We start from the raw sequence: 16,006 nt of genomic DNA, 5'->3' as shown, positions 1-16,006 counted from the left end.
TCTCGTCTGAGGCTCAGACCGGCATGTTCATGATGTCGCGATAGGCGGTGAGCGCCTTGTTGCGGACCTGCATCGTCATCTGGAACCCAAGCGAGGCGACCTGTTGCTCGACCATCACGGCGGCAAGGTTCTCGGTGCGCCCGGTCTCGAAGTCGCGGGCGGCCTGTGCGGCCTTGCCTTGTTGGGTATTCACGTTCTCAACTGCCTTGCCCAGCCGTTCGGCAAAGCCCGGCCCCTGTGCGTCGGCCATTGCGGTCGGGCGCTGGATGGGGTCAGGGCGTGCTGCCGCCTGCGAGGCGTGCATCATGCTGACAGAAGAGGAGATGCCGGTCAGGCTCATGTCAGGTCAGGATCAGGCGGCGAGAGAGGTGAATACTGCGGCGGGGCGCGCGGCGGACAGAGAGGTGGGGCGGGCAACAAGCATGATATGTTCAGGTGCAATCACCATGCCATCGGCCAGAACCAGCGCGCGCTGCATGACGTTTTCCAGCTCGCGCACATTGCCGGGCCAGGAATGGCCGGTAAGGATGTCGCAAGCCTCGGGCGACAAAAGCGGCGTCGGCAGTCCTTCGGGCGTGTGGCGGCGCAGCATCGCTTGGGCCAGCACCGGAACATCCTGCGGACGCGCTGACAAGGCCAGCGTTTCCAGCGGGAACACGTTGAGGCGGTAATAGAGGTCTTCGCGGAAGGTGCCGCGTGCGATTTCGCTCTCCATGTCGCGGTTGGAAGTGGCGAGGATGCGCACATCAACCGGGGTTTCGGCCTGGCTGCCCAACGGGGTCACGACCTTTTCCTGAATGACACGGAGGAGTTTGGCCTGAAGCGCCATCGGCATTTCGGAAATCTCATCAAGCAGCAGCGTGCCACCGTCAGCGGCGCGCAGATAGCCCTTGTTGGCGGTGTTGGCGCCGGTGAAGGCCCCTTTTTCATGTCCGAAGAGCAGCGCTTCGAGCATGTTCTCGGGGATAGCGGCGCAGTTGATCGCAACAAAGGGTTTGTCGGCGCGGGGCGAAGCCGCGTGGATCAGGCGCGACAGCACTTCCTTGCCGCTGCCGGTGGGGCCGTTGATAAAGACGCTGACGTCAAAGCGGGCGACGCGGCGGGCCATATCAATGAGGGCACCCGAGTTCGGATCTGCGGCAACCATGGTGCCAAAGGGCGCAGCCAAGAGATCGGCCAGGGCCATCAGAGCGGCATCGCGCAGGGCGGGCAGGCCGCTATCGGGCAGCGATACGGTCAGCATGCGCCCGCCCAGATCCTCGCGCAGGGCAAATTCTGCGGCCTGACCTTCGACCACCACGATGCGTTTCGCCCCCAGCTTGCGGGCCAGTTCCACCAGCGCGCGCTGGTCGGTCACGGGTGCGCCCTGAACAAGCGTGTGACAGGTGGGCTGATAGCCGATGCGGACATTCAGACGGCGCCCGTCGAGCAGCGCCTTGAGGGCCTGTGCCTGAGGGAAATTCGCGGCGGTGATGCAGATGTCGGCCATGGGAAACCTCGTTGATTGCGATATGAAATGTGTAAGCAGGGATCGTGCCAGACGGGTTTTGCGGGCATTTTTGCCCCGGATTGGCCCGAAAGCGTGATTTCGCGGGGCAACCCGGCCGGTTGCGCCAGAAAAACGTCGCAACTCCGACGAAAAGGGCGGGTGTCGACTGTCGTGTGTCGAGGCTTCGTCAGTCGGCAGGAGTGCGGATGCTGTCCTTTGTGCAGGCCAGCACTTTCAGTGCGGGTTCGCGCCAAAAGCGAGCCGCCTCCATCTAAAGATACTCGGAGGATATGTCGCCTGAGCGCTCACATTTTTGGGGAAGGGTCCGTTTGGGGAGTCAGAAGAGCTCAACTGGTAGGCAACAAATGTTATCGAAAACGTATCATCTCAAGTTTCCAAGCCTCGATGCGGCACAGATCGCGGCCCCTTTCATCACGGAGATTCTGGGGAATGCGATTCCGGAATGTCGGATCTCCGGTTTGACGGTGATGATCGGCAAGGAGGGTGACATTTCTGTAAACCTGTTCTTCCCGACCATCGCGGATCTCAAGAACTTCGAAAAGAAACACGGGGGCTTCATCCAGACTATGAAGAAGACCTTTCTCTTTCGATCTACGGGATTCGAAGGAGTCTGTATCTTCAATTTCGATGGAAACACCGAAGATGCCGCCTGACGGCGCCCCCTAGCTTGGCACGCCGGTTGCAATCCTGCGTTCAAATGTAACCGGCGAGCAAGCCGACAGTCTTGGAGAGACCCATTCACATGTCGAGTGTGTCCACAGAAAAGCTGTGTCCTGAAAGAGGGTTGCAGCCATGACCGCGCGCGCAGAGCAGGTACCTGAGCAGGCCTCTGGCGGCGCGTTGTTACGCGTGTCTTCCGATAAGATCGGACGCTTGATGGATCTCGTAGGAGAGCTGTCGCTCTCGGTATCCGAAACCATCAATGCCCCGGAATTGGCCAATCTCGATCTTGTTGGGTTCGAAGCGGCCGCGCACCGCCTGTCGATGATCGTGGGCGAAGTGCAGGACGCCGCGAGCGAACTGCGGTTGGTGCCCGTGGATGAGGTGTTTCGCAGGCTCAAGCGCATGGTGCGCGAACTGCAGCGCGAAACCGGAAAACAAATCGACCTCGAGTTGCGTGGCGAGGATACATCCATCGACAAGCTGGTGGCGGACCGTCTTTATGATCCGTTGCTGCATGTGGTGCGCAATTCCGCCGATCACGGGCTGGAACCCCCCGCAGAGCGCGAGGCCGCGGGAAAATCGCCCGCGGGGCGGATTGTACTGTCTGCCGCACAGGTGGGCAGCGAAGTGCGAATTCAGGTGATCGACGACGGTCGCGGTCTCAACCGTGGCAAGATCCTGTCCAAGGCGCGCGAGCGGGGTCTCTTCGGCCCGACCGAAGAGCCCGAGGATGCCGCCGTCTGGAAGGCGATTTTCGAGCCGGGGTTCTCGACAGCCGAGGCCGTGACGACCCTGTCGGGGCGCGGTGTGGGCATGGATGTGCTCAACACCACGATGAAGGATCTGCGGGGCCGCATCGGGGTGCAGAGCGAAGAGGGCAAAGGCACTACCGTGTCGCTGCATATTCCTGTGTCGCTGGCGTTTCTGGACAGCGTGATCCTGCGGCTGGGCACGCAGCTCTATTGCGTGCCGATCGACGATATTGCCGAGATCGTGAAACCGGGCATTGGCGATCACCTGGCCCTTTCGGCCGAGGGTGGCTGCGAAATGCTGCGGCAGCGGGATCGGTTCATTCCTGTGTGCCGGTTGGAAAAATTCTTTGACGGCATGCGCAGCGATCTGCCGCCGCTGTCAGAGATGGTCTTTATCGTGTTCGAGTCGACCTCTGGCCCGATTGCCGTGCCGGTCGATGAGATTCTCGACCGTCAGCAGGTGGTGATGAAGCCGCTGGAAGGCACCCTGACACGGGTGCGCGCGAGCTGGGGCTTTGCGCTCTTGGCCTCGGGCGAGGTGGCGATGGTGCTTGATTGCGAGCGACTGGCAAACGGAGGCGGGCGTTGATGGAGATCCATGCGGATCAGGCCGGATTCGAGCAGCTGCGCGATTGGTTGAGCCGCCGCTGCGGGATCACCTTTGGCCCGTCCAAGGCCAATTTGCTGCGCCAGCGAATGGAGCGCGTCTTGCGGCGGTTCGGCCTGCCAGATCTGAACCACCTGGCGCGTGAGTTGGACCGCGCCAGTGCGCAGGACCTGCAGCTTGCTGTGCTGCATGCGGCTTCGATCAACCACACCTATTTTTTCCGCGAGATCGAGGTGCTGGACCATTTCATGGACCTGGCCCTGCCTGAACTCAAGGAGCGTTCCGAATTCCGGTTCTGGTCGGCGGCCTGTTCCAGTGGAGAAGAGGCCTATACGCTGGGCATCATGCTGGCCGAGCGGCTGGGAACTGGCGTTCTCAACCGCACGCATATTCTGGGCACCGATATCAGCGAGCCGGTGGTCGAGCGGGCCGAGTTGGGCATCTATTCTGCCCGTCAGTTTTCCCAGACCGACCCGGCGCGGGTAAATCGCTGGTTCACGCCTGCCGGGCTGGATCAGTACCGCGTGGCCCCCGAGTTGCGCAAGGCCTGCACCTTCCGGCGCATGAACCTCAAGGCGACACCCTATCCGTTCAACCGCCCGTTTCAGGCCGTCTTCTGCCGCAACGTGCTCTATTATTTCGATCGGGCCGATCAGATTGCCACGGTGAATGCCCTCTATGACGTGGTCGAGCCGGGTGGCTGGCTGATCACCTCTGTGACGGAATCCGTGCGCCAACTTGGCACCCTCTGGGAGCCCGTCGCCACCGGTCTTTATCGTAGGAGGTCATGATGACCCGTTCCTCCGCACCCGTCACGGTGCTCGTTGTCGACGATTCAACCTTTTTCCGGCGGTTCCTGACCCGGACGCTTGCCGCTGATCCCGACATCGAGGTGATCGGCGAGGCCGCGAGTGCCGAAGAGGCGCATGACTTTGTCGTCGCCCGTCGCCCGGAGGTGATCACGTTGGATCTGGAAATGCCGGGGCTGGGTGGCATGGAATTCCTGCGTCAGACCGTGGCGCGGCTGCGTATCCCGACCATCGTGGTGTCATCGACAACCCAGCTTGGGGCGCGGCGCAGTATCGAGGCGCTGGAGGCCGGGGCAATCGATGTGATGCCCAAGCCACAAGGCGTGGCGCCAGGCTTGATGGACACGATCGCAATGGCAACCCTGGCTGCACGTGTGCGGGCGGTGGCGCGGGTCGACATGAAGCGGATGCAGACCGCGGTCGCGGCTGCCGCGCCAGCCTCATCGCAAGCGCTTGCGGCACCTGTGCGGTCGCGCGAGTGGGTGATCGCGCTTGGGGCCTCGACAGGCGGGGTGCAGGCGCTGGGCACGGTGCTGCATGCGTTACCCGTCGATTGCCCCCCCGTGGTGATTGTTCAGCACATGCCCGCCGGCTTTACCGAGGCTTTTGCCCGACGGCTCAATGCGACCTGTGCCATCGAGGTGCGCGAGGCGCGACAGGGCGACCGACTTAGCCCCGGCCTGGCCCTCATTGCGCCGGGCGGCGAGCGGCACATGCGCTTGCGTCGGGCCGCGTCGGGTGAACTTGCGGTCGAGATGACCGCAGGCGATCCGGTTTGTTATTCAACGCCGTCGGTCGACGTTCTTCTGGCATCGGCCGCAAAGCTGGCTGCGCCGCGCCTGAGTGCAGCCCTGCTGACCGGCATGGGCAGCGACGGTGCCAACGGATTGCTGGCCGCGCGCCTCGCGGGGGCGCAGACCTTTGTTCAGGACGAGGCCACATCGCTGGTCTACGGAATGCCCGCGCGTGCGTGGGAGAGAGGGGCGGCGCTGGCACAAGTGCCGCTCGACCAGATGGCGGAGAAACTGCTGGCTTCGGTTGGCACGACATCTGCAACCCAGCGGGCAACTGCCGCCCCGGCCCCCCGAATGACCCATAGAGGAGTCTGACCATGACTAAAACCGCGTTAGCCGATACGCAGGCACCACAGAACGAGCTCCAGGCCGAGCCGTCGGATTCCATCGACACCATGTATCTGACCTTTCCGGTCGGATCCGAACTCTACGGGGTGTCGATCGGAGTTGTGACCGAGATTGTCGGGCTGCAACGGATCATGAGCGTGCCGGACGTGCCGCATTACATCAAGGGTGTGATCAACCTGCGTGGCAAGGTGATCCCGCTTATGGATGTGCGGCTGCGCTTTGGCATGCCGGACAAGGCCTATGATGACCGCACGGTGGTGATCGTGCTGCAAGTGAGCGATGCGCCGGTGGGCCTGATCGTGGATGGCGTCAACGAAGTTCTCGACATTCCCGCCAACCAGATCGACCGGACGCATAGCTTCTCGGGGGCCGAGGGCCGCAGCCTCGTTTTGGGGTTGGGCCGTCTGGAAGACCGGGTAGCGATCCTGCTCAATGTCAACCTGCTGGTCGAGGATGACGCGCTCGTCCCGCCGATGATGGCCGAAGCCTGATCCATGGCCGACCCGCGCTCCGATCCCCCGGCTTCCGATCAGGAACCGATTTCCACGTCCAGTGCCGCGGATGACTCGCGGATGGATGTTTCAGCCCCCCAGCCCACGCCGGACCAGCCCGCCGACGACACCGAAAGGAAACAAGAGATGACCACCCAATCGACCCGTGACGCCAAGAATAGAGGAAATGACAGCATGGATGACGTGAAAGACCTGGATTTTTCCAAGCGCGTGGTTGCAACCTCGCTTCTGGCCTCTTTGGGCAATCCGATCATGGTTGCGGACGAGGATTACAATATCCTCTACTGTAACGAAGCCGCGTTCAAGATGTTCGACCGCATTGAAAACGATATCCGTCGCGATCTGCCGCATTTCCGGTCGCGTGAGATCATCGGCAAGAATGTCGATGTGTTCCACAAGAACCCGCATTATCAGCGCCGGATCATGGATAACATGACCGGGCCGCATGAAGGTGCCTTTGTGATTGGCGGCATCTCGCTGGAATTTACCGCGACCCCCGTCGCCGGTGTCGAGCGTGGATCGCAATTCGTGCTGGTGGAATGGCGGGACGTGACCGAGATCAAGCGCATCAAGGCCGAGAATGACCTCGCGCTCAATGAGTTCCAGCTTCTGACCTCAGAGATGGAGAAAATGGCCGCCGCGCATGATGCCGGTGATATTGATGCCTTCGTCGACCATGACGCGTTCGAACGGAGTGAAGTCCGCAGCGCAGCGGCGATGATGAATGCAATGGTTAAGGCCCATATCGACACCAAGAAGGCCGCGCTCGCCGTGGTCGAGGAGTTCGGCGAAGGCAATTTCGATACGCCCTTCGCGACGCTGCCCGGCAAGAAAGCCTTCATCAACCGCGTCATCGAGAAGGTGCGCGGCAATTTCCGCGAAGTGGTCAGCGAAATTCGCACGCTGTCGGATTCCATCGTCGCGGGCAATCTTGACGTGCAGGCGGACCTGTCCAAGTTCAAAGGCGAATATCGCAGCGTGATCGAGTCCTTCGAGCAGGCGTTCAGCAGCCTCAACGGGGCCTTTGCGGTGATCTCCGAACAGGTGGATCAGGTCGCGACCACGGTGAACCAGGTGGCCCACTCGAGCCAGACGCTCTCGACCAATTCGCAGGTTGCCTCGGCCTCGGTCGAAGAGGTCTCGGCTTCGGTCAACCAGACCGATCAGCAGGTGCGCGCAAATTCCGAGTCGACCCAGAAAGCGTCGCAATTCGTAAGCAGCGCCGTGGGTCTCGCCGATCAGGGTGCCGCCAAGATCAAGGACATGGTCACAGCCATGCATGGCATCAAGACCTCGTCGCAGGACATCGCCAAGATCATCAAGGTGATCGACGAAATCGCGTTCCAGACCAACCTCCTGGCGCTGAACGCGGCGGTCGAGGCGGCGCGGGCCGGTCAGCATGGGCGCGGCTTTGCCGTGGTGGCGCAAGAGGTGCGCAACCTTGCGGGCCGGTCCGCCAAGGCGGCGCGCGAAACTTCGGATCTGATCGAGGATGCGTCGAACCGCGTCAATGCGGGGGTTCGCATTGCGGATGAGACATCCGAGGCCTTTACCGGCATCTCGCAGCAGATCACGCAGGTCAAGGATATCGTCGAGGAAATCGACCGCTCGGGTGCCGAGCAGTCGCGCGGCGTGGCGCAAATCTCGCTCGCCATGTCCGAGATTTCCAAGACGGCGCTCGATACCAGCCAGCAGGCGGACGAACTGGCCGCTGGCGCTGCCGAGATGAGTGCCGCCACCCAGCAGATGAAGGAAGAGATCGGTCGCTTCAAGCTGCGCCGCACGACGGCGGCGGTCCCGATGAGCGGCTTCAGCGGTCTCACGCCCGAGATGATGGCGCAGATCCAGGCCATGATGGGAAGCAAGCCCAACGGGCGGGTGAATGGTGGCGGATCGCTCGATCTCGACGCACGTGGCTTTAACGGCTTCTGAGCGGGAGGGGGCGGCGCGGTGCCGCCCCACCTCTGCCAAAGTCCATATAATTTGGAGACAAGACAATGCCTTATAATGTAATGGTGGTGGACGATGCCGCGATGATGCGGCTCTACATCTCCAGTTTTCTCAAGTCGCGTAAAGACTTCAAGCTCGTGGCGCAGGCCGCCAACGGACAAGAGGCGCTGGACAAGCTTCCGGACCTGCCCGACCTCGACCTGATCCTGCTCGATATCGAGATGCCGGTGATGGACGGGCTTGAGTTTCTGCGTCACGCCAAGCTCAAGACGCGGGCCAAGATCTGTATGCTGTCCTCGGTGACGGTGCAGGGATCTCCCCTGGCGGCAAAGGCGCGCGAACTGGGTGCGGATGGGGTGGTTTCCAAGCCCTCCGGCACAGTGTCGCATGACCTCGAGGAAAAGACCGGAGACGAGTTGACGCGCGTGATGCGGGCACTGGTCGGGGCCTGAGGGCCGGAATGCAACCCACTGGGCGGGTGACACCATGATGGATGAGATGGACGAAATCTGGATGCTGTATGCCGATGACGGCGCGCAGTCCCTTGACGCAATGGAAGCGGCGCTCGATGCCCTTGAAGGGGGCAAAGGCGACATGGGTGCGCATATCGGCGCGCTGTTCCGGGCTGTCCATACCTTCAAGGGCAACTCGCGCGTGCTGGGACTGGCGCAGGTCGAGGGGCTGGCACATTTGGCCGAGGATCTGATCGGTCTGGTGCGCGACGAAGGCGTGCCGCTGAATGGCGAGATCACCGATATCCTGATGCGCACCGGCGACGCGTTGCGCGGCATGCTCGAAGAGACCGCCGACACCCGCGCCGATGTGGAGCCGGGCCCGACAGCGGGGCTCAAGCAGGATTTGCGAACGATGATCGGGCGTTTGACCGGGGCCGAAGCCGAACCGGCAGAGCCTGCGCCCACAGCAGAGCCGCAACCCGATGTGGTGCCGCAGAAAGCGGCCGCCGAAGCGCCTGCTGCGCCCAAGTCTGAACCTGAACCTGAACCTGAAGCGGCATCGGCCCCCAAAGCCAAGGCCCCCGTCTTTGACATGGGGCTGGCGGGTTTGCTGGATCAGCTGGACGGAGGCGACGGCGCGGAATTTGACGAATTCGAAGGCGACGATGACGAGCCGGAATTCGAGCCCGAGGATGATCCAGAGCCCGAAGCTGAGCTGGAAGCCGAAGAGGACGGAGCGCCGCAGAGCGAAGCCGAAGCAGAGCCAGAGCCAGAGCCGGAACCTGCGCCGCAGGTCAAGACCGTGGCCGAGGTGACAGAGGGCAAGCTCCTGGCCCCCGACTCGGAACATCACAAGATTTTCAACGACATGGCCGACAAGACCTGCGCCGCGCTGGATGCGTTGGTTGCGGAGTGGGTCGAGGATACCAGCCCGCGCGCCGCGCACAGGCAGGCGGATAACCTGCATTATGCCGCCGGACAGCTGAACCTCGCCGATTGGCTGGCCCTGTTGGAGCCGGTCCTGAGCGGAGATGCGCCGGACCTCGCCGCAACGCGCGACCTGAGCGCCGCGATCCGCCGCCTGTTGAGCGGGGAAAGCGCCGCGCCCGAGGTTGCCGAAGAGCCCGCCCCCGAACCAGAGCCGATGCCAGAGCCCGCCGTCGATGTGGTCTCAGAGCCGGTTGCAGAACCTGAACCTGCGCCAGAACCCCAAGTGGAAGCCAAAGCCGCGCCGGTCAAGAAGACCACGGCGCGACCCAAACCCGCGGCCGAGGTCGCGGAAGGCAAGTTGCGGGCGGATCAGACCTATCACCAGATCTTTGCCGATATGGTGTTCAAGACGCTCGACAAGATGGACGCGCTCTGCGCGAATTGGTCAGAGGACTCGAGCCTCGCCGCCCTGCGCAAGGAGGCCGACGGTCTGCGCTATGCCGCGCAGCAGCTTGATCTGACCGGCTGGGTTGCGCTGCTGGATCCGGTGGCCGAGGCCACGGGCATGAGCCATGCCGCAGCCAAGGACCATGTGGCAGAGCTGCGCGCGCGTGCCGCGCAAGAATTTGGCGACGCGGACGCCGCTCCGGCGCAGACGCGTGGTCCGATTGATCCGGCCGCCGATGGACGGGCTTTCTTCCAGGCTATCGCAGAGCTCTACCCGCTGATTGCCGACCAGGGCATGCGGATGGGGGGCGATACGCCCTGCACTATGGAAGAGCGCCGCGATCTTGCCGAGCGGATCGCCGATCTGGCCGCGCCGCGCGAATATGTGCGGCTGGTCGACAGCGCCCACAGACTGTCGCAAGAGCCGGCAGGCCATGCGTATCGCGCTGCTGAACTGGCGTTGTACGAGGAATTGGTCAGCGTCGAGCGCAGTTTGCCCGCGTCGGTGTTCGACGCCGAGATGATGCCCCCAAGCAAGCTCTTGGGTGCCTGGTGCGTCGACCATATCTTTGAGACGCTGCAAAGCCTGCGCAAGGGAATGGAGGCGCGGAGCGTCGAGGACGGTGCCAACTGGTTCCCGGCATTTTCCACCTTGATGCGACAGGTGCATTTCGCCTGTCTGAATTACCGGATCGAAACGGCCTCGCAACTGACGATGGCGCTGATCGACCTCTTCGCGCGGGTGCGCGTTGATCAAAAGGCCCCGGATGTGATCCTGCTCCAAATGGGGCGCGGCTTTGTCGACACGATGGAACTGGTGTTCGATGCGCTGGATCAGGGGGATACGCCTGACACCTCGCGGATTGAAAAGATGTTCGAAGAGGCGACCAACGCCTGTTTCGTAGCCAGCGGTGTGATGACCGCCAAGAGCATCGAATCCCGATTGGGCCTGCCCCCGGAATTCCACCGGGTGATGTCGCCCGAGAGCGTCAAGACCGCCCATGAGGCGATCAAGGAGGGCCTGCATTTCTATGTGCTGCGGGCCGATCTGAATGACGATGACGCGCTGGCGCAGGGCTTCCTTGAGTGGATCACCACGGGCGTCGTGCGGATGATCACCAACGTCACGGTGTTCCTGGACAAGGCCACGCTGTTTGATTTCCTCGTGGCATCGAGCCTTGAAGAGGACCGGATGGTCGAGCGGCTGGCGATGCTGGACACGACGGGCACGCGGCTGATGATGGCGCAGGCTCTCAAGGTGCGCGAAGCACCCGAGGCCGGGGCGGCAGAGCCCGACACGCTTGATCTTATCCCGATGTCGGATGTCGGCGATAGCCTCGCGCTGCTCGAGGCGGTGGGGGCCATTTCCGCCAGCCACGCGCAGCTCGAGCACGAGTTGACACAGCTTGCTTCGGTCGATCTGGTGCAGGATGTGATGGAGGCGCTGCGCGCCACCGGGGTGGGCGAATTGGAGCAGCGCGTGCGCTCGGTCCTGCGCGACCGGCTGGAGCAGCACAATATGCGGCTTCAGGAAATCAGCGAGTCGGGGGCGCAGCTCTCGGCAGAGTTGTCGCATCTGCAACAGGAAAGCGTGGCGCAACGGTCGCGCCCTTCCGAAGTGCTGTTGCGCCCGCTCAAGGCCTACGTGGCCACGCAGGCCCGCAAGATCGGTGTCGATGCTTCTGTCACCTATGTCGGTGGCGACGTGATGCTCGACCAGATGTTGATCGAGGAACTGCGCGGGCCGCTCAAGACACTGGTAAATCTGCGGCTTTCCGGGGAATATCCGGCGTCGCGGTTTCATATCTCGGTCGAGGCCGAAAGCGATCACGTGCGGGTCGAGCTGACCGACAACAGCCCCGAGGCTCCGGTGTCCGAGGCCTATGCCGTGCTGGCCGACGAGATGGCGCGCAAGAAGGGCGCGCTGCGCCGTGTCAGCCTTCCTGCCGGGGCCGGGGTGCGATTCCACCTGCGGGTGCCGCAGCATATGATCGTGCTTGATGGCATGGTCGTGCGGGTGGGCCATGTGCGCTATGTGCTGCCGGTGGATTCGATCCATCGTATTCTTCAGACCGACCGGCTCTTGCCGGTGGCGGCCTCTGGGGGCGCGCGGATGCTTCATATCGACGAAGGCCCGCTTGTGCCTGTGCATCCGTTGCTGCCAGAGCCGGCCGACATGCCCGCTGGCGCGCGGCTCTATGTGGTTCTCAGCAGCAATCAGACGCGCATCGCCATTCCGGTTGACGAGCTCTTGGGTCAGCAGCTTGTGATGCTGCGCCCCTTGCAGGGCGTGCTGTCGGGGATGCGCGACATGAGTGGCATCGCCGTCCTGTCCGGTGGCGAGGTGGGCATGGTTGTTGCCGTCAGCGCGCTGGCTTCGGGCGACGAGAGCAAGGCCAGCGTCGCAGCCTGACGCCAGGCCCCGGCGGCAATACTGCCGGGGCTAACATCCTGACGCGATTTGCCGTTTTGACAAACAGATCTGGCAATCATGTCAAAGGAAGTTTCGATGAGTTTCGCCTTCGCCCGTTCCCGTTACCGTCAGGCCGAGACCCTCGTGCAGGAAGCGGCAACCGATCCCTATGACATCGTTTTTGTCACGTTGCGTGAACTCAACCGCTCACTCGGTGTCTTGGCGCGCACCCAACAAGAGGCGCGCCCGTTGCCGGCGGACCACGTCAACCGGGTTCTGACCGCGATCTATATCCTGCAATCGAGTCTCGATTTCGAGGCAGGCGGCGATCTGGCGGGGGATCTTTTCCAGCTTTATGAATTCGCGCGGTTTCACGTGCTCAAGGCGATGCGCGGCGAAGAGGGCGCGCGCCTGGCAGAGGCTGCCGCTGCCATGGGTGACATTCTGGACGCCTGGCAACAAATCGGGTCGCAGGTCAAGGCGCAGGCGGTATGACACGTGTGGTGCAGCAAATGACCTACAGCCTTCTTGGCGACCAGATCCGAAACTTGACGGCGGCGCTGGTCGCGGCGGCAGAAACAGGGGATCTGGCGGCTGTGTCGCGCGCCGATCATGCCCTGCGCTGCGCGGTCATTGCGCTGGTGGGGGGGGCGTCCTTGTCTGAAGATGGCGCACAGGATCGCATCACGATCCTTGCCGAGGCGCTCGATGCGGTGCGGCGCACCGCCGATATGCTGTCGGCCAAGGCGGCGCAGCGCGCGGGGCGCGGCCGGGCAAATCTTGTCTATCTGAACTGCGATCGCAAGGCTGGGCCGCGCTGATGGCGGGCAGGCAGGAACAGACCTGCGCCACCTGCCTCAAGCTGCGCATGTTTCTGACGATTGCGGGCGGGTTGATCGCAGGGATCTACCTGCAACCCGGATGGGCCACGGCGGTGGCCGGGCTGATGCCCGCGCCGCTGACGATAGGTTGGGGGATCCTCGGGGTCGGCACTGTTGCTTTTGCGACGCGCCTTCGGCAGCACCTGCGGCAGCCGCGCTGAAATGGCCGCGACCCGCGTCCCTTAGCAGAGGCGGCGCAGCAAGCGCACCAGACCCCAGACATGCTGACGCCGCGGTTCGCCATTTTCGTCGCAGATCACGAGTTCCACACCCAGTTTGTGCGGATCGGTGCCGGGGGCGGGAATGAAGGTCTGGCGCATGGAGATCATGGGATGTCCTTTCACGGGCTTGGTATATGTCTCGGGGATGCAAGAAGCCTGCCAATCAGGGGGCGTGGGACCAGTCGAGTATCAGAACCTCCAGGATGGCAGGCTCCTCGCTCATGGTGATCAGCCGGGCGTTCATCGCCTCTTTCAGCGTTTCGGGCAGGGTGTTGCGCAGCGCCGCGAGGCGGGTGTCGGCGGGATAGCTCTCGGCGGCGCGCAGCACGACATCGGCCAGTTCGGCCTGTGCCTCGAGTTGTCGGTCGGCCAGCCGGGCCATGAGTTCGATGCTGCCTGCCTCGCGCAGAGCGATACCCAGGCCGATACTGACCGTGCCGCCGCCGTCTGGCAAAGTCACCGTCACCGGCAGGCTGAGCGGCAGATAGCGGCGCGGCTCGGGTCCGGCGGGGGCATCGCCCGTGGGGGCAGTCGCGGCCATTGGCTGTGGCACGCTGGGCGTGTGGCGCAGGACCCAAAGGCTGGCAGCCCCAAGCGCCATTGGCCCGAGACTTGCAGTCAGGGCAAAGATGATGAGCGGCTGGCGGGGCGAAATCCGGGTCATGCAGGGCAAACTGCAAGGACCGCGCCAAGCGACGCTAAACTGACAGGGTTTTTTGTCGTTGTGTCTGTGAGGAACCGTATCGCCCAAGCGACGCGGTGAAACCAGAAGGAGTGGGCAGAGTGGCGGGCGCCTTGTCAAAATTCAGGATGTTGCGCCGGTCTGCGGGACAGGCCGCGCCGGGCCAAGCGCCGGACGCCTTTCCTCTGGTGCGGCGGAGCACCAATCTGCACGATATTTCGCTGGTCGAGCGGCATTTGCCGGAAATCCTTGGGCGGGCTCTGGCCCGGAGCTGGATTGATCGCGCCTTCAGCACCGCTCTTTTGGCCGATCCCAAGGCGCTCTTGGCGCAGCACGATATTCACCTGCCCGACACGGTCAGCATCGACGTCGAGATGACCCCCACGCAGCGGCATCGTCTGGTGGTCTATGAGCAGCGCCCGGACGGAGAGCGACGGCGCATGATGTATCTGCAACTGGTGATGATGGCGGGCAAGTAGATGCGGCGGTTCTTGCTGGCATCTACGGTTTGGTTATGCGGCGCGGCCGCGATGGCCGGGTCTACGCCGGATTTCGGCCGGGCCGTGGCCCTGGCACAAGATGGACAGGCCGGGGCGGCTGTGGCGATTTTCGCCGATCTGGCACAGGCCGGGCACCGGGCGGCTCAGGTCAACCTTGCGGTGATGCTGGCACGCGGGCAGGGCGTGCCGCAGGACGATCAGGCAGCGGCCTATTGGGCATGGCGGGCGCGTCTTGCGGGCGAGACCCGGGCAATGGACGTGAGCGATCTTCTGTTGAACCGTTTGACCGAACCGGCCCGCGCCCGGCTGGCGGATCGGTTGCTGGCCGATCTGCGCGCCCGGGCCGAGGCTGGTGTGACGGGACAATTCGTGGCGCTCGGTCGGGTCGAGGCGCAATTGCGCAGTCCCGCCCGGATGGAAGAGGCGGCGCTCTGGTTCACGCTGGGCGCTGCCTTTGAAGAGCCGGGCGGCTTTGCGCTGCGGGAGGTGGCCATGGCCGGGCTGGAGCCCAAGGCGCGGCTGGCAGTGCAAGAGCGCGCGGGGGCAGAGTTTGCCAAATGGTGCGCCGAGATGCCCACGGATGCCCGTCCCGAGAGCTGCGGGCGCGCGCCGTGAGAGGCCGCCCATCTCATTTTTTCGGCATGGCGCTAAAATTACCGGCGCATTGGTCGTAAAACCAGATCGGGCTGGCACGACGTTTGCAGACTGAGATCGAACAGAGACCTCAGGAAAGGCAGCGCCGATGTCCTCGAACGTGATGCATGTGGCCAAAACCGGGCTCAATGCGCAGCAAGCCCGTATTCAGGTGATTTCCAATAACCTGGCCAACGTCAACACCACCGGTTTCAAGCGCGACCGCGCCAATTTCGAAACGCTGCTCTATCAGACGCTGCGGCCTGCCGGCGCGCAGACATCCGAGGCGACCGAACAGACGGCACCCACCACGCTGGGAACGGGTGTGCGGCTGGTCAGCACCGAAAAGATCTATACCCAAGGCAGCCTGACCACGACAGACAACGCGCTGGATCTGGCGATTGACGGCAAGGGGTTCTTTCAGGTGCTGATGCCGGATGGGCGGATCGGATACACGCGCAACGGCACGTTCTCGCAGAATGCCGATGGTGTCCTGACCACGTCGAGCGGCTACATCGTGCAGCCCGAAATCCAGATCCCCGCCGAGGCCACCAGCATCAGCATTTCCCGTGACGGCATCGTCAGCGTGACCCTGCCCGATGCGGTCGAGGCCGAGGAGGTGGGGCAGTTGACCCTTGCGCAATTCGCCAATCCGCGCGGGCTGGAGCCGGTGGGCGAAACCTTTGTGGTCGAGAGCACCGCAAGCGGCGCGCCGATCGTGGGCAATCCGGTCGAGGACGGCATGGGGGCCTTGCTTCAGGGCACGCTGGAGACCTCGAATGTCAACGTGGTGCAGGAGCTGGTCGACATGATCGAAGCGCAGCGCGCCTATGAAATCAACTCCCGCTCCATCTCGGCCTCGGACGACATGATGAGCTATCTCGCCAATAATCTCTGAA

Annotated in this window: 18 protein-coding genes; 14 read left to right on the top strand and 4 right to left on the bottom strand. The window is 63.2% G+C overall.

Annotated elements, in window-relative coordinates; translation table 11 throughout:
* Positions 1-13: 13 nt before the first annotated feature.
* Both fliE and MVC20_RS07925 read right to left on the bottom strand, forming a co-directional pair.
* A complete protein-coding gene (fliE, locus tag MVC20_RS07930) occupies positions 14-340 on the bottom strand; it encodes a flagellar hook-basal body complex protein FliE (RefSeq protein WP_297540115.1) in 327 nt (108 codons plus the stop codon).
* A gap of 12 nt (positions 341-352) precedes the next feature.
* Complete coding sequence (locus MVC20_RS07925; RefSeq protein WP_297540113.1) at positions 353-1,489, bottom strand: sigma-54 dependent transcriptional regulator; 1,137 nt, start codon at positions 1,487-1,489, stop codon at positions 353-355.
* Positions 1,490-1,854: 365 nt separating this feature from the next.
* Between MVC20_RS07925 and MVC20_RS07920 the strand changes: the two genes are divergently transcribed.
* From MVC20_RS07920 to MVC20_RS07870, 11 genes are all read left to right on the top strand, one after another.
* Positions 1,855-2,163 (top strand): hypothetical protein, encoded by a 309-nt coding sequence (locus MVC20_RS07920; RefSeq protein WP_297540111.1) that lies wholly within the window; start codon positions 1,855-1,857, stop codon positions 2,161-2,163.
* A 139-nt stretch (positions 2,164-2,302) separates the two neighbouring features.
* On the top strand, positions 2,303-3,514 hold the full coding sequence (locus tag MVC20_RS07915; RefSeq protein WP_297540109.1) for a chemotaxis protein CheW: 1,212 nt from the start codon (positions 2,303-2,305) through the stop codon (positions 3,512-3,514).
* Positions 3,514-4,323, top strand: a complete 810-nt coding sequence (locus tag MVC20_RS07910) for a protein-glutamate O-methyltransferase CheR (RefSeq protein WP_297540107.1) — start codon at positions 3,514-3,516, stop codon at positions 4,321-4,323. The genes MVC20_RS07915 and MVC20_RS07910 overlap by 1 nt, the downstream gene beginning before the upstream one ends.
* Positions 4,323-5,450: a chemotaxis-specific protein-glutamate methyltransferase CheB gene (gene cheB / locus MVC20_RS07905; RefSeq protein WP_297540105.1), complete on the top strand. Its 1,128-nt coding sequence runs from the start codon at positions 4,323-4,325 to the stop codon at positions 5,448-5,450. Before MVC20_RS07910 ends, cheB begins: the two co-directional genes overlap by 1 nt.
* Before the next feature lie 2 nt (positions 5,451-5,452).
* The gene (locus MVC20_RS07900) at positions 5,453-5,974 is read left to right on the top strand and encodes a chemotaxis protein CheW (RefSeq protein ID WP_297540103.1); all 522 of its coding nucleotides are present in this window, start codon (positions 5,453-5,455) and stop codon (positions 5,972-5,974) included.
* A gap of 147 nt (positions 5,975-6,121) precedes the next feature.
* Positions 6,122-7,927 (top strand): methyl-accepting chemotaxis protein, encoded by a 1,806-nt coding sequence (locus MVC20_RS07895; protein WP_297540101.1) that lies wholly within the window; start codon positions 6,122-6,124, stop codon positions 7,925-7,927.
* A gap of 65 nt (positions 7,928-7,992) precedes the next feature.
* A complete protein-coding gene (locus tag MVC20_RS07890) occupies positions 7,993-8,397 on the top strand; it encodes a response regulator (protein ID WP_297540099.1) in 405 nt (134 codons plus the stop codon).
* 37 nt (positions 8,398-8,434) lie between these two features.
* Positions 8,435-12,190, top strand: a complete 3,756-nt coding sequence (locus MVC20_RS07885; protein WP_297540097.1) for an Hpt domain-containing protein — start codon at positions 8,435-8,437, stop codon at positions 12,188-12,190.
* A 96-nt stretch (positions 12,191-12,286) separates the two neighbouring features.
* Complete coding sequence (locus MVC20_RS07880) at positions 12,287-12,685, top strand: flagellar protein FliS (RefSeq protein WP_297540095.1); 399 nt, start codon at positions 12,287-12,289, stop codon at positions 12,683-12,685.
* Entirely contained in the window at positions 12,682-13,011 is a 330-nt protein-coding gene (locus MVC20_RS07875) for a hypothetical protein (RefSeq protein WP_297540093.1), read from the top strand. The genes MVC20_RS07880 and MVC20_RS07875 overlap by 4 nt, the downstream gene beginning before the upstream one ends.
* The gene (locus MVC20_RS07870; protein ID WP_297540091.1) at positions 13,011-13,232 is read left to right on the top strand and encodes a hypothetical protein; all 222 of its coding nucleotides are present in this window, start codon (positions 13,011-13,013) and stop codon (positions 13,230-13,232) included. Before MVC20_RS07875 ends, MVC20_RS07870 begins: the two co-directional genes overlap by 1 nt.
* A 21-nt stretch (positions 13,233-13,253) precedes the next feature.
* Here MVC20_RS07870 and MVC20_RS07865 read toward each other — a convergent pair whose 3' ends face one another.
* Together MVC20_RS07865 and MVC20_RS07860 are read right to left on the bottom strand one after the other, a co-directional pair.
* Positions 13,254-13,400 carry a hypothetical protein gene (locus MVC20_RS07865; protein WP_297540089.1) on the bottom strand — a complete coding sequence of 49 codons (147 nt, stop codon included), beginning with the start codon at positions 13,398-13,400 and terminating at the stop codon, positions 13,254-13,256.
* Positions 13,401-13,455: 55 nt separating this feature from the next.
* Entirely contained in the window at positions 13,456-13,956 is a 501-nt protein-coding gene (locus MVC20_RS07860) for a hypothetical protein (protein WP_297540087.1), read from the bottom strand.
* 146 nt (positions 13,957-14,102) lie between these two features.
* Here MVC20_RS07860 and MVC20_RS07855 point away from each other — a divergent pair, with 146 nt between their 5' ends.
* From MVC20_RS07855 to flgG, 3 genes are all read left to right on the top strand, one after another.
* Positions 14,103-14,453, top strand: coding sequence for a hypothetical protein (locus MVC20_RS07855; protein WP_297540085.1), 351 nt, complete (start codon positions 14,103-14,105; stop codon positions 14,451-14,453).
* A 51-nt stretch (positions 14,454-14,504) separates the two neighbouring features.
* Entirely contained in the window at positions 14,505-15,089 is a 585-nt protein-coding gene (locus MVC20_RS07850; protein ID WP_297540083.1) for a sel1 repeat family protein, read from the top strand.
* A gap of 127 nt (positions 15,090-15,216) precedes the next feature.
* The gene (gene flgG / locus MVC20_RS07845; RefSeq protein ID WP_297540081.1) at positions 15,217-16,005 is read left to right on the top strand and encodes a flagellar basal-body rod protein FlgG; all 789 of its coding nucleotides are present in this window, start codon (positions 15,217-15,219) and stop codon (positions 16,003-16,005) included.
* Position 16,006: the final 1 nt, after the last annotated feature.

The sequence above is a fragment of the Roseovarius sp. genome (genome assembly GCF_027019125.1).
Lineage (GTDB): Bacteria > Pseudomonadota > Alphaproteobacteria > Rhodobacterales > Rhodobacteraceae > Roseovarius.
The sequence above is the reverse complement of the archived record's forward strand: the minus strand, read 5'-3'. Positions and strand labels throughout refer to the sequence as shown.